Source organism: Cellulomonas sp. NEAU-ZC6 (assembly GCF_056844425.1).
Genome location: NZ_JBXFYH010000001.1, coordinates 1,345,992 through 1,358,822, shown reverse-complemented (window position 1 = coordinate 1,358,822; position 12,831 = coordinate 1,345,992). Strand labels below are relative to the sequence as shown.

Annotated in this window: 15 protein-coding genes; 9 read left to right on the top strand and 6 right to left on the bottom strand. The window is 77.4% G+C overall.

The window, feature by feature from the left end; all coding sequences use genetic code 11:
- Positions 1-6 precede the first annotated feature (6 nt).
- Positions 7-660, top strand: a complete 654-nt coding sequence (locus AC1050_RS06260; RefSeq protein WP_482386498.1) for a response regulator transcription factor — start codon at positions 7-9, stop codon at positions 658-660.
- Positions 657-2,036 (top strand): ATP-binding protein, encoded by a 1,380-nt coding sequence (locus AC1050_RS06255; RefSeq protein WP_482386497.1) that lies wholly within the window; start codon positions 657-659, stop codon positions 2,034-2,036. The genes AC1050_RS06260 and AC1050_RS06255 overlap by 4 nt, the downstream gene beginning before the upstream one ends.
- Before the next feature lie 43 nt (positions 2,037-2,079).
- Here AC1050_RS06255 and AC1050_RS06250 read toward each other — a convergent pair whose 3' ends face one another.
- Positions 2,080-2,562 (bottom strand): NUDIX domain-containing protein, encoded by a 483-nt coding sequence (locus AC1050_RS06250; protein WP_482386496.1) that lies wholly within the window; start codon positions 2,560-2,562, stop codon positions 2,080-2,082.
- 90 nt (positions 2,563-2,652) lie between these two features.
- Between AC1050_RS06250 and AC1050_RS06245 the strand changes: the two genes are divergently transcribed.
- The 3 genes from AC1050_RS06245 to AC1050_RS06235 are packed head-to-tail and all read left to right on the top strand — an operon-like array spanning position 2,653 to position 4,875.
- Entirely contained in the window at positions 2,653-3,084 is a 432-nt protein-coding gene (locus AC1050_RS06245) for a peptidase inhibitor family I36 protein (RefSeq protein ID WP_482386495.1), read from the top strand.
- Positions 3,085-3,103: 19 nt separating this feature from the next.
- Positions 3,104-3,676, top strand: a complete 573-nt coding sequence (locus AC1050_RS06240; RefSeq protein ID WP_482386494.1) for an RNA polymerase sigma factor — start codon at positions 3,104-3,106, stop codon at positions 3,674-3,676.
- Positions 3,673-4,875 (top strand): hypothetical protein, encoded by a 1,203-nt coding sequence (locus AC1050_RS06235; RefSeq protein ID WP_482386493.1) that lies wholly within the window; start codon positions 3,673-3,675, stop codon positions 4,873-4,875. Before AC1050_RS06240 ends, AC1050_RS06235 begins: the two co-directional genes overlap by 4 nt.
- A 10-nt stretch (positions 4,876-4,885) precedes the next feature.
- Here the strand turns inward: AC1050_RS06235 and AC1050_RS06230 are convergent, their stop codons facing one another.
- The 4 genes from AC1050_RS06230 to mqo all read right to left on the bottom strand — a co-directional run bounded on the left by AC1050_RS06230 (position 4,886) and on the right by mqo (position 8,995).
- On the bottom strand, positions 4,886-5,761 hold the full coding sequence (locus AC1050_RS06230; protein ID WP_482386492.1) for an NAD(P)H-hydrate dehydratase: 876 nt from the start codon (positions 5,759-5,761) through the stop codon (positions 4,886-4,888).
- Positions 5,754-6,476: a histidine phosphatase family protein gene (locus AC1050_RS06225; protein WP_482386491.1), complete on the bottom strand. Its 723-nt coding sequence runs from the start codon at positions 6,474-6,476 to the stop codon at positions 5,754-5,756. Before AC1050_RS06225 ends, AC1050_RS06230 begins: the two co-directional genes overlap by 8 nt.
- Before the next feature lie 255 nt (positions 6,477-6,731).
- Complete coding sequence (locus AC1050_RS06220) at positions 6,732-7,337, bottom strand: flavodoxin family protein (protein WP_482386490.1); 606 nt, start codon at positions 7,335-7,337, stop codon at positions 6,732-6,734.
- A 47-nt stretch (positions 7,338-7,384) separates the two neighbouring features.
- A complete protein-coding gene (gene mqo / locus AC1050_RS06215; RefSeq protein WP_482386489.1) occupies positions 7,385-8,995 on the bottom strand; it encodes a malate dehydrogenase (quinone) in 1,611 nt (536 codons plus the stop codon).
- Positions 8,996-9,131: 136 nt separating this feature from the next.
- Between mqo and AC1050_RS06210 the strand changes: the two genes are divergently transcribed.
- Genes AC1050_RS06210 through AC1050_RS06195 form a run of 4 tightly spaced genes read left to right on the top strand, consistent with a single transcriptional unit; the run spans position 9,132 to position 11,413 of the window.
- Entirely contained in the window at positions 9,132-9,320 is a 189-nt protein-coding gene (locus AC1050_RS06210) for a hypothetical protein (protein WP_482386488.1), read from the top strand.
- Positions 9,317-9,838 (top strand): hypothetical protein, encoded by a 522-nt coding sequence (locus tag AC1050_RS06205; protein WP_482386487.1) that lies wholly within the window; start codon positions 9,317-9,319, stop codon positions 9,836-9,838. Before AC1050_RS06210 ends, AC1050_RS06205 begins: the two co-directional genes overlap by 4 nt.
- Positions 9,835-10,866 carry an NAD-dependent epimerase/dehydratase family protein gene (locus AC1050_RS06200; RefSeq protein WP_482386486.1) on the top strand — a complete coding sequence of 344 codons (1,032 nt, stop codon included), beginning with the start codon at positions 9,835-9,837 and terminating at the stop codon, positions 10,864-10,866. The genes AC1050_RS06205 and AC1050_RS06200 overlap by 4 nt, the downstream gene beginning before the upstream one ends.
- A gap of 43 nt (positions 10,867-10,909) precedes the next feature.
- Positions 10,910-11,413 carry a DsbA family protein gene (locus AC1050_RS06195; protein ID WP_482386485.1) on the top strand — a complete coding sequence of 168 codons (504 nt, stop codon included), beginning with the start codon at positions 10,910-10,912 and terminating at the stop codon, positions 11,411-11,413.
- Positions 11,414-11,423: 10 nt separating this feature from the next.
- Here AC1050_RS06195 and nhaA read toward each other — a convergent pair whose 3' ends face one another.
- Positions 11,424-12,815 carry a Na+/H+ antiporter NhaA gene (gene nhaA, locus AC1050_RS06190; protein ID WP_482386484.1) on the bottom strand — a complete coding sequence of 464 codons (1,392 nt, stop codon included), beginning with the start codon at positions 12,813-12,815 and terminating at the stop codon, positions 11,424-11,426.
- Positions 12,816-12,831: the final 16 nt, after the last annotated feature.

Here is a 12,831-nt window from a genome sequence, read left to right as displayed (position 1 = left end):
GCCGGGGTGCGGGTCCTGGTGGTCGACGACGAGCGCGGGCTGGTGAGCGCCCTGCGCCGCGGGCTGACGGCCGAGGGGTTCGCCGTCGACGTGGCGTACGACGGCGCGACCGGGCTGGACCTGGCCACCGACCGCGACTACGACGCGATCGTGCTGGACGTGATGCTGCCGCGGCGCAACGGCTACGACGTGGTGACCGGGCTGCGCGCGGCGGGCGTCACCACGCCGGTGCTGATGCTGAGCGCGAAGGACGGCGAGCACGACGTCGCCGACGGGCTGGACGTCGGCGCCGACGACTACCTGACCAAGCCGTTCTCGTTCGTCGTGCTGGTCGCCCGGATCCGGGCGCTGCTGCGCCGCCCGCCCCAGGTGCGGCCGGCCGTGCTCGCGGTCGGGGACCTCGTGCTCGACCCCGCCGCGCGCACCGTGACGCGGGCCGGCGTGCCGGTGGAGCTGACGGCCCGCGAGCTCGCGCTGCTGGAGTACCTGATGCGGCACGCCGACCGCGTGGTGGGCAAGGTCGAGCTGCGCGACCACGTGTGGGACGGCCCGGGCGAGGACGGCAACGTCGTCGAGGTCTACGTCGGCTACCTGCGGCGCAAGCTCGGCCGGGACGCGGTGCTGACCGTGCGCGGCGCCGGGTACCGGGTGGCGGGGTGACGCCACGGGAGGCGACGCGCCGCCGCTGGTCGCTGCGCGCGCGGCTGACCGTGCTGACGTCGGGCCTGCTCTGCGTGGCGCTGGTCGTCGGGGCGGTCGTGCTGAGCACGGTGCTGTCCCGCAGCCGGGTCGCCGCGCTCGACGACGTGGTCCGCGACCGCGCGCTGACGGTGGCCGGGCTGGTGGCGGGGGACCGGGTGCCCGACGCGCTGCCGGTCGCCGAGCCGGGCGAGATCGTCCAGGTGCTCGACGCCGACGGCCGGGTGGTCGCGACCTCGCCCACCGCCAGCCGGACGCTGCCGGTGCTGCCCGCCGACGTGCTGGCCGGGCTGCGCGGGGCGGCCGGCGGACCGGTGCCGCTCGTGGTCGGCACCGAGGACTCCGCCTACGACGCGCAGGCCCGCGCCGCGGTGCTGGTCGTGCCGGGTGCGGGGGCCGCGGCCGACGAGGTCGTGGTCGCCACGGTCCCGGTCGCCGAGGTGGAGGGCCTGGTGCGCGCGCTGCGCCTGTCGCTGGCGGGCGTCGTGCCGGTGCTGACCCTGCTGCTCGCCGCCGCGATCTGGGTGGCGCTCGGTCGCGCGCTGCGCCCGGTGGAGCGGCTGCGCTCCGCGGCCGCGCAGGTGGCTCGGGCGGGCGGGCCGGGGTCGCTGCCCGAGCCCGGCACCGACGACGAGATCGGTGCGCTCGCCCGCACGCTCAACGAGATGCTGGACCGGCTCGAGGTCGCGGCGGGGCGGCAGCGCGCGTTCGTCGCCGACGCCGCGCACGAGCTCCGCACGCCGCTGGCCGCCCTGGGCGCCACCCTCGACGTCGCCCGGGAGCACCCGGGTGCCTACGCGCGCGACGAGCTGGTCGCCGACCTCGCCGCGGAGACCCGGCGGATGCAGGTCCTCGTGGACGACCTGCTGCTGCTCGCCCGCCTCGGCTCCCGGCCGGTCCCCGGCACCCCGGTCGACCTGGGCGCGGTGGCGCGGGAGGCCGTCGCGCTCGCGGCCGCCGGGCGGGACCCCGACCGGGTCGTGGCGGTCGAGGTCCACGGCGCCGGGACGGCCCGCGGCGACGCGGCCGCGCTGGGCCGGGTGGTCCGGAACCTGGTGGACAACGCGCTGCGGCACGCCGCGGGCGCCGTGCGGGTCGAGGTCGCGGACGGGTCGGTCGTGGTCGTCGACGACGGCCCGGGGATCGCCGCGGACGACCGGGAGCGGGTGTTCGAGCGGTTCGTGCGGCTGGACGACGCCCGCGCCCGGCCCGGCGGCGGCAGCGGCCTCGGGCTGGCCATCGCGCGGGAGGTCGCCCGCGAGCACGGCGGCGACGTGCGGCTGGGCGACCGGACCGACGGCGCGGCCGGCCTGCGCACCGAGCTGCGGCTGGGCTGAGCCGGGCCGAGGTGGGCCGAGCCGGACCGACGACGCCACGGGCTCAGGACGGCAGGGACACCACCGCGGGCAGGCCGCCGGTGCGCACCCCGTCCAGCACCAGCCGCTCGTGCGGGACCACGGGCTCCGGCAGCGCCGCCAGCGGGAACCACCGCAGCTGCTCGGCCTTGTCGGGCTCGACGAGCGTCGGCTCGCCGGACCAGCGCCGCGCCACGAAGAACACGTCGCAGCGCTGCTCGACGGCCGGGCCGCCCCGCTCGAACCGGTGCAGCGTGGTGAGCGGCTCGAGGTCCGCGGGGTCGATCCGCACCCCCGCCTCCTCCGCGGCCTCCCGCACCGCGGCCTCGTGCACGGACTCGCCCGGGTCGACGTGCCCGGCGAGCGTCGCCCAGTGCCCGTCCAGGTACCCGGTGCCGCGGCGGAGCTGCAGCAGCACCTCGTCGTCGCGGAGCAGCAGGACGTAGGCGGCGGCCACCAGCAGGCTGCGGTGGCCGAGGTGGTCGTCGGCGGCGTAGCGGTCCGTCACGGAGGACGACTCTGCCACGGGGCGCCCGGGTGTGACGCATCTCATGCGCTCACGAGGTGACGCCCTCGGGCCGCGCGCGGACCTCCCGGTATGCCGACCACCTGCGCCCCGCGACCCGCCCGCCCCACCCGCCCTGCCGGCCCCACCCGCCCCGTCCTCGTCGTCGCCGCCGCGCTGGCCGCGCTCGCGCTGTCCGCGCCGCCGCCCGCGGCGCGCGCGGCGGAGGAGCCCGGGCCGGTGGAGATCACCGGCCACTCCGCGGGCCAGTGCCTCGCGGGGCGGTTCTGCGTGTGGTCCGGAGCGGACTTCACGGGCGCGTTCTGGTCCGTCGGCTCCGCGGGCACGTCGGCCCCGGTCGTGACCACCGCGCGCTCGGTGTGGAACCGGATGGCCGTCGACGTGTACACGTACCCGGGAGCGGGTGGCACGGGGACCCCGCGCTGCTGGGCGGCGGGTGCGCAGACCGGCGGCACGTCGGTCAGCACCCTGACCGTCCGTACCATGGGCCCGGGCACATGCTGACGGACGAGCAGAGGACGACGTGGGGGAACGCGGCGACGAGGAGGCCGGTGCGGCCCCCGCGGAGCAGGACGACGCTGCCCGGTTCGCCGCCGCCTACCGCCTGCTCGCCCCGCAGGTCCGCGGGTACGCCCGCCGCCAGGTGCCCGACGACCAGGCCGAGGACGTCGTCGCCGAGACCTTCCTGGTCGTGTGGCGCCGCTGGAGCGACCTGCCGGTGGGTCCCGAGCAGCTGCGGCCGTGGGTGTTCGGCGTCGCCCGGAACAAGATCCTGCGGGTCCGCGAGCAGCACGGGCGGGTCCGGCGGTCGGTCGCGAGCGTCGTGGCGGCGGGACCGGGCCGCCCGGCGGAGCCCGATCCCGCCGACCGGCTCGCCGGCGACGACCGCGCCCGCCGGCTGCTCGCGCTGCTCCCGCCCGCCGAGAGCGAGGCGATGTCGCTGACGGTCTGGGCGGGGCTCACGCCGAGCGAGGCGGCCGAGGTGCTCGGGTGCTCGCTCACCGCCCTCACCTCCCGCCTGTCGCGGGCGCGCACGCGCCTCGCCGCGGCGCTGGACGACAGCACCACCGCCGATCTCGAGAGGAGGGCCCGATGACCGAGGACCACGACGCGGAGCAGCGCGCCCTCGCCGAGGTCGCCGCGCTGCGGGACCTCCTGGGCCCGCACGGTCTGGGCGACCCCGCCGACGCCCCCGGGGCCGACGACGACGTCGCGATCGCGACGCTGCTGGCCCGGGCGGCGGCGGATCCGGCCGACGACGGGACCGTCGGCGGCGGGTCCGACGCCGCTGCCGACGCCGGTGCCGACGCCGACCGCGTGCCCGCGCCGGTGGTGCCCCTCCGGGCCGCGCGGCGCGGCCGCAGGCGCTGGGCGGTCGCGGCGGGCGTCGCAGCCGCCACGGTGGCCGGCGTCGCGATCGCGCTGCTGCCGGCCGACCGGGTCCCGACCGCGGTGGCCACGGGCTCGCCGCCGATGCTCGCGTACCCGGTGCCGCCGGAGGAGCTGGCGGCCGGCGCCGCCGCCGGTTCCGCCCCGGTGCGCGAGACCCTGCTCGACCTCGCCGCGCTCGCCGCGGACCAGGTGGACCCCGGCGCGCGCGGCCCGGTGCAGCACGTCCTGTCGCAGAGCTGGCTGCCCAGCACCACGTCGGACGCCGACGGCGCCCGCACCGCCATCGAGCCGACGGTCCGGGAGACCTGGCTGCCCGCCGACGGCGCCCTGGTGGCCGCCGAGTGGCGGGGTCCCGACCTGCGGCAGGACGGCCTGCTCGAGCCGGTGGACACGTCGCACGCGTCGGCGTCGGTGGACCGGTTCCCGGCGGGCAGCAGCGACCCGGACCTCGCCGCGGACCTGTCCCTCGACCCCGTCGTGCTGCGCGGCCAGCTGCTCGAGCTCGCGGGCGGTGACGTGTTCGGCTGCGGCCCCGGCACGGCCGACGGCGCCTGGTGCGTCTACCAGGGCCTCACGCTGCTCGACGCGTACGTGCTGCCCGCCGAGCTGGAGCAGGCGGTGCTGACGGTGCTCGCCGACGAGCCGGGGGTCGGGCTCGCCGGTGAGGTCACCGACCGCGCCGGGCGCCGGGCGGTCGGGATCTCGGTCCCCGCGGGCGCCGCGGACGTCGACCCCGTGGTCCGGCTGCTGCTGGTCGACGCGGGCACCGGCCGGCTGTCCGGCCGCGAGGAGGTCACGCTGTCCTCCGAGCGGATGGACATCGACGAGCCCACCGTGACGACGTTCCGCTACGAGGTGGCGGCCGACCGGGTCGCCGAGGTGGGCTGGGCCGGCGAGGGCTGAGGCCGGCGGTTCAGGCCTGCAGCTCCACCAGCAGGGCCGGCAGCTCGTCCACGAGCTCGCGCGCCAGGTAGCCGAGCGGGCCGATCCGGGCGGCCAGCCGGTCGCCCGCCGTGCCGTGCACGGCGGTGCCCCAGGCCGCGGCCTGCTCGGGCGGGGCCCCGGACGCCAGCACGCCCGCGATCGCGCCGGCCAGCACGTCGCCGCTCCCGGAGGTGCCGAGCCCCGCGTACCCGGTGGCCGACACCCAGCGCCGGCCGTCGGGGTGCGCGACGGTGCCGGCGCAGGTGACGACCGCGCCCCAGCGCTCGGCGACGCGCACCGCCGCGTCCCCGGGATCGACCTCGTCGACCTCGAGCAGCCGCGCGGCCTCGGCGAGGTTCGGGGTCAGCACGGTGCGGCCGGCCGGCAGCGTGGCGTCGTCGCCGAGGCCGGGCAGCACGCCGAGCGCGAAGGCGTCGAGCAGCAGCGCGGGTCCGTCGGCGCCCGCCTCGGCGAGGGCGGCCAGCACGACCCGCACCAGGGCCGCGGCCCCGTCCGGCTCGTCGAGCCCGGGCCCGACCACCACCGCGTCGGCGCGGCCGAGCTCGTCGGTCAGGTGCGCCGGCGGCTCGCCCGTGGGGGAGCCGTCCGCGGTCTCGGGGAGACCGAGCACCCCGGCCTCCGGCGTGGCGACGGCGAGCGCGGGCGCCACCGACTCCGCGACCGCGAGCGTGAGCCGGCCCGCTCCGATCCGCAGGGCGCTCAGCCCGGCCAGCGCGACCGCGCCCGGCGTCCGGCGGGCTCCGCCGACCACGAGCACCCCGCCGCGCGCGTCCTTGGTGCCGTCGCGGGCGGGCAGCGACCACTCGCGGAGCAGCGCCGGGGTGAGGACGACCGGCTCACTCATCGCCCTGCCCCGGGTGCTCGGTGACCTCGGAGTGCTCCTCGGCCAGGTGCGCCACGTCGTCGACGCGCTCGGCGCGCCAGCCGCCGGGGCCGCCCACCAGCACGGTCACGGAGGCGTTCCGGACGCTCCGCTCGGCGACCTGCGCCATCAGCTCGTGCTCGGTGAGCCCCTCGCACACGTAGCGCAGCAGCCAGATCACCGCGTCGTGGCACACCACCAGGACCCGCCGGCCCGCGGCCTGCCGCTCGATGTCCGCGACCACGGAGCGCAGGCGCAGGGCGACGTCGGCCCAGGACTCGCCGCCCGGCGGCCGGTAGTACATCTTGCCCAGCCGGTCCCGCCGGGCGGCCTCGTCCGGGAACCGGGCGTCGACGCCGTGCCGGGTGAGCCCGTCGACGATGCCGAGCTCCCGGTCGCGCAGCCGCTCGTCGACGACCGGCCGCAGGTCCAGCCCGGCCTCCGCGACGGCCAGCTCCGCGGTGCGCAGCGCCCGGACGTACGGCGAGCACCACAGCACCTCGGGCGCGCGGTCCTCGCCGAGCTCCTCGAGGTGGGCGCCCAGCGCCCGGGCCTGGTCCTCGCCGGTGGGGGACAGGGGGGTGTCGGCGTCGCGCGTGGCGACGTCGACGGTCTCGGCCCCGGTGCGCTCCGCACGGGTCGCGGCCACGTTGCCCACGCTCTCGCCGTGCCGGACGAGCAGGAGTTCGCTGGTCATGGGCCCCACGGTGGCAGCGGCGCGCGGAGCCCGCATCCGCAGGGCGCCGCGGCGCCCGGACGGCGGGCGCCGGCTCCCGGGTCCCGCCGGGACCGCGGTCGCACCCGTCTGTGACCGAGGTCACAGGCGGGTGGCGTGACGGATCGGTGCCACCCGGGGACTTCCCGGGTGACACGGGCGACGGTGCGGAGGGGCACCGGACCCGTGCGGTGGCCCGTCCGAGCCCGCAGGGGGCGGCTCGGGCGGGCCACCCTCTCAGCCCGCCGGCGGCCCGAGCGGCGCGGCCGCGAGGGCCCGGGCCACCCCGACCAGGTTCTGCGCCATCGCGCGGCCGGTGGAGCGGCTCCACTCGTGGCCCTCCTCGGTCTCCGAGTAGACCGGCCCGGGGCCCGGGCCCCGGTTCCAGTAGGTCCACGCCTGCGGGGCGATCGTGAACCCGATGTCCACCAGCCCGCCGGCGACCTCGGAGATCACGTGGTGCGCCCCGTCCTCGTTGCCGGTGACGACCACGCCCGCGACCCGGTTGTAGGCGACGGGGCGTCCGTCGTCGTCGGTCTCGGAGATCATCGCGTCGAGGCGCTCCAGCACCAGCTGCGCGTAGGACGACGGGCGGCCGACCCAGGTCGGGGTGGCGACCACGAGGATCTCGGCGTCGAGGATCGCGCGGCGGATCGTCGGCCACTCGTCCCCGTCACCGAGGTCGGACTCGACCCCGGGCGGCACCCGGTGGTCCGCCAGCCGGAACGTGGTGGTCGTGACGCCGTGGTCCGCGAGGGCGTCGATCACCACCTGGGCCAGGGCCCCGGTGTTCGACAGCTGCGGCGACGGCTTGAGCGTGCAGTTGAGGACGACGGCTCTCATCGCCCCACCGTGCACCCGGGGAGGCAGAGGTGCGACCCGGGCGCCGGTCAGGCGACGGGGGAGTCCCGGCGGCGCGGCGGGTTCGGTCGCGCCGGGCGGCGCCCGGAGGGGATCGACGGCGCGGGCGAGCCGGACGTCGCGGGCTCGCGCTGCTCCGACGCACCGGGCTCGGCCGGGTCCTCGGTGCCGAGGTCCGGGTCGGCGTCGGGCGCCTCCGCGACGACGGCGCGGGGGTCGGCCCCGGCGTCGTCGGCGAGCATCGGCATCATCTGCTCGAGCCGGGGCTGCCAGCCGGCGAACCGGTCGGGGAAGCACCGCCGGAGCAGGTCGAGCATGGCGGACGCCGCGGTGGACGCCCCCGGCGACGCACCCAGCAGCCCGGCGATCGAGCCGTCGGCGGCCGTGATCAGCTCGGTGCCGAACTCCAGCACGCCGCCGCCCTCGCCGCGCTTGATCACCTGGACGCGCTGCCCGGCGGTGATGAGCTCCCAGTCCCGGTCGCGCGCCGTGGGCAGGAAGGCCCGCAGCGACCGCAGCCGGGCGGTGCGGGACGCCAGCACCTCGCCGATCAGGTACTTCAGCAGGTCCAGGTTGTGCAGCCCCACCGCGAGCAGCGGCACCAGGTTGCCCGGGCGCACCGTGCGGACCAGGTCGGTCCACGAGCCCTGCTTGAGGAACTTCATGCTCCAGCCCGCGTACGGGCCGAAGAGCAGCGCGGGCTGCCCGCCGACCACGCGGGTGTCGAGGTGCGGGACCGACATGGGGGGCGACCCGACCGCGGCCTTGCCGTAGACCTTGGCGCGGTGCCGCTCGACCAGGGCCGGGTCGGTGGTGCGCAGGAACTGGCCGCTGATCGGGAAGCCGCCGTAGCCCTTGATCTCGTCGATGCCCGACGCCTGCAGCAGGCGCAGGGCGCCGCCGCCCGCGCCGATGAAGACGAACCGCGCGTCGAGGGTGGTCCGCCTCGGGCTGGCGTTCCAGGCGCGGTCGACCAGGTGCAGCCGCCAGCCGCCGCCGCGGCGCCGGCGCACCCGCCGCACCTCGTGCTGCAGCCGCACGTTCGCCCCGCGGGCCACCAGGTCGTCGACCATGTGCCGGGCCAGCGCGCCGAAGTCGACGTCCTCGCCGTCGAGCGCGCGGGTGGCCGCGACGGGCTCCGCCGGGTCGCGGCCGGCCATGACCAGCGGCGCCCAGGACGCGATCGTGGCGGGGTCCTCGGAGTACTCCAGGTGCGCGAACCGCGGGTGCGCGCTCAGCGCGGCGTGCCGCCGGCGCAGGTAGTCGACGTCGGCCGCCCCGCGCACGAAGGTCAGGTGCGGCACGGGCGAGCGGTAGCCGGCGCCGGGCAGCCGGCCGGCGTCGCGCAGGTGGTCCCACAGCTGGCAGGACAGCGCGAACTGCTCGTTGATCGTCACGGCCTTCGCGATGTCGATCGAGCCGTCGGCCCGCTCCGGCGTGTAGTTCAGCTCGCACAGGGCGGCGTGGCCCGTGCCGGCGTTGTTCCAGCCGTCGGAGCTCTCGAGGGCGATCCCGTCCAGGCGCTCGACGATCTCGATCCGCCAGGAGGGCTCGAGGTCCGACAGCAGCGTGGCGAGGGTGGCGGACATGATCCCGCCACCGACCAGGACGACGTCGACCGGCTCAGCAGTTGAGGGCACGACTCGATGGTAACCAGCGCGGAGGAGCACTCGCGCACCATCCCCGACGGACGGACACCAGGGACCGAGGTCCTGGGCCCGTCGAGCCGTGTGCGTTCGGCGTGCGAGCCGACGCCCGTGGTGCCAGCGTGGGGCCATGAGCACCGACGACACCACCACCGACGCCTACGACCCCGCCGAGGACCCGGACACCGACCCGGAGATGCTGAACCCGCGCACGGGCGCGCAGTCCTCCGACGACGGCGACCAGGGCGACCCCGACGCCGACCCGGACAACCTGAACCCGCGGGCCGAGGGCGCCGACGGCGGCGCCGCCACCCCGTGAGGCGCCTCGACCGCACGCTGCTCGACTCGTACCTCGGCGACCACCTCGCCGGGGCCACGGGCGGCAGCGCGCGGTTCGCGCGGATGGCCGACGCCTACGCGGACACCCCGCTGGGCCCCGAGCTCGACCGGATCGCGCGGGAGGTCGCCGACGAGCGGGAGTGGCTGCGCGACACGGCGTACCAGCTCGGCGTCGCGCCGAGCAAGGTCAAGCAGCTCGGCCTCGCGGTCGTCGAGCGGGCCGGCCGGCTCAAGCCGAACGGCCGCCTGACCACCCCCTCGCCCCTGTCCGCGGTCCTCGAGATGGACCTGATGCGCGGCGCGGTCTCGGCCAAGCGCGGCCTGTGGGAGACGCTCGACATCTGGTCCGACGAGCTCGGGCTGGACGGCGACCGCCTGCGCCGGCTGCTCGCGCAGGCGGACGACCAGATCGCCACGCTGACCCGGCTCGGGGCGGTCGCCCGCGAGCAGGCGTTCGCGGCGGACGGCGAGCCGGGGCAGCCGGAGCGCTCCTCGTGAGGGTCGTCGTCGTCGGCGGCAGCGGCAACGTCGGCACGGCGCTGCTGCGCCGGCTGCGGCAGGACCCGACCGTGACCTCGCTCGGCGGCGTCGTGCGCCGGGCGCCGCAGGGCCCGGTGCCCGCCCCGTACGACACGACGGACTGGGTGGGCGTCGACATCGGCGAGCCCGGCCCGGACGGGCCCGTCGTCTCCCGGCTGCGTCAGGCGTTCGCGGGTGCCGACGCGGTGGTCCACCTGGCGTGGCTGATCCAGCCGAGCCACGACCGCGACCGGCTGCGGCGGGTCAACGTCGACGGCATGCGGCGCGTGCTCGCCGCGGTGGTCGAGGCGCGGGTCCCGCACCTGGTCGTCGTGTCGTCCGTCGGCGCGTACAGCCCGTCGTACACCGAGCAGCCGCGGGACGAGGACTGGGACACCGGCGGCGTCCGGTCCTCGCAGTACAGCGTCGACAAGGTGGCCGTCGAGCGGCTGCTGGACGAGGCCGAGCTGCGCTACCCGTCGCTCGCCGTCGCCCGGCTGCGCCCGGCGCTGGTGTTCCAGCACGCGGCCGGCCACGAGATCAAGCGCTACTTCCTCGGCCCGTTCGTGCCGGCGCGGCTGCTGGACGGCCGGCTGCCGGTGCTGCCGTGGCCCGCGGGGCTGCGGGTGCAGGCGGTGCACGCCGACGACCTGGCCGAGGCGCTGCGGGAAACCGTCGTGCGGCAGGCGCGGGGTGCCTACAACGTCGCGGGTCCCGGCCTGGTCCGCGCGGCCGACGTCGCCGACGTGCTGTCCCGGGGCAGGTGGCGCGAGGTGCCGCACGGCCCGGTGCGCGCCGGGCTGAGCCTGGCCTGGCACGCGCGGCTGGCACCGATCGGTCCGGGCTGGTTCGACCTGGCCGCCTCCGTGCCGGTGCTCGACACGAGCCGGGCGGAGCGCGAGCTGGCGTTCCGGCCGCGGTACACCGGCGTGCAGGCGATGCGCGACCTGCTCGCCGGCCTGGTGCGCGGCGCGGGGACGGCGAGCCCGCCGATGCGGCCCCGCTGACGGACCCCGCCCGGCGAACCCGCCGGTGCGCGATGCTGGTGCCATGACCGACCGCTTCGTCCTGGGTGCGCCGGACGCTCCCGTCACCGTCACCGAGTTCGGCGACCTGGAGTGCCCGTACTGCCGGTCCGCCGAGCCCGTGCTGCGCCGCCTGGTCGAGGAGTCCGACGGTGGCGTGCGCCTGGTGTGGCGGCACTTCCCGCTGTTCCAGGTGCACCCGCACGCGCTGATCGCGGCGCTCGCCGCCGAGGCGGCCGCCGAGCAGGGGCTGTTCTGGGAGATGCAGCGGGCCCTGTTCGCGCAGCAGGACCGGCTGACCGAGCCTGACCTGCGCGCCGTCGGTGCCCGGCTCGGGCTGGACCCGGCCACCGTGGCCGGTCCCGGTGCGCAGCGGTTCGCCGACGCCGTCGAGGCCGACTACCTCGCCGGGCTCGACCTCGGCATCCGGGGCACGCCCACCCTGCTGGTGCAGGGCGAGCGGTACCGCGGGCCGATCGAGCTCGGGGCGCTGCGGGACGCCGTGCGGTCGGCGGCCGCCACCGGCTGAGGGCCGGCGGTCAGGACCCGGCGACCCAGGGCCGCGGCGGCAGGCCGGTCGGCAGCTCCTCGTCCGGCGAGCACAGCGGCAGCCGGTCGCCCAGGATCCGCAGCAGCGCCGTGCCGAGCACCGCGGCGACCAGCGAGCCGGCCAGGATGCCGATCTTCGCCTGCTCGCGCAGCGCGCCCTCGAACGCCAGCTCGGCGATGAACAGCGAGATGGTGAACCCGATCCCGGCCAGCACCGCACCGCCCACCAGGTGCCCCCAGCGCACCCGGCCGGGGAGCCGGCCCAGCCCGGTGCGGATCGCCAGCGTGGCCGCGCCGGTGATGCCGATCGTGTTGCCGGCGACCAGCGCGACCGCGACGCCGATGGTCACCGGGGACGTCGCCGCGGCGCTCAGGGCCGCGGCGTCCAGGCGCACGCCCGCGTTCGCCAGGCCGAACACCGGCACCACCACGAACGCCGACCACGGGTGCAGCAGCCGCTGCAGCCGCTCGCCGGCCGGGACCGTGGCACGCGCGGCCAGCTCGGTGAGGCGCTCGCGGTCGGCGGTCGGGTCCGCGAGCAGGCCGTCCACCCACCGCGGCACCTGGTCCACGTGCTCGCGCGCCATGGCCCGGGAGGGCAGCAGCAGGCCGACCAGCACGCCCGCCAGCGTCGCGTGCACGCCCGAGGCGTTCACCGCGAACCACAGCGCGATCCCGACCAGCGCGTACGGCGTCAGCCGCCACACGCCGAGCCAGCGGAGCGCCAGCAGCACCAGCACCAGGGCGCCCGCGACGCCGAGCGCCGCCAGGTCGACCCCGTCGTTGTAGAACACCGCCATCACCGTGATCGCGCCGATGTCGTCGACGATCGCCAGCGTCAGCAGGAACAGCCGCAGCCGGTCCGGGCACGCCGGGCCGAACAGCGCCAGGATGCCGACCAGGAACGCCGTGTCGGTCGACATCACGACGCCCCAGCCGTGCGCCGCCTCCGTGCCCGCGTTGAACGCCAGGTACAGCAGGGCGGGCACCGCGAGACCGCCGAGCGCGCCGAGGGCCGGGACCGCGATGGTCCGGCGGTCGCGCAGCTCGCCGCTGGTCACCTCGCGGTTGATCTCCAGGCCGACGACGCAGAAGAACACCGCCATCGCGGCGTCGTTCACCCAGTGGTGCAGGTCCAGGTCCAGCCCGAACGGGCCCAGGTGGAACCCGGCGGACGTGTGCCACAGCGCGTCGTACCAGGGCGCGAGCGGCGAGTTCGCCCACACCAGCGCGACGACGGTGGCCGCGAGCAGGAAGATCGCGCTGCCGGCCTCGGTGGCGAGGAAGCTGCGGACCGACGGGCTCACCGACGGCAGCCGGACGCGCAGGGCGGGTCCCGGCGAGCTGAGGGACGAGAGCGGTTCGGCGGAGTCCGTGGCCACGGGCGGCTCCTCGGGG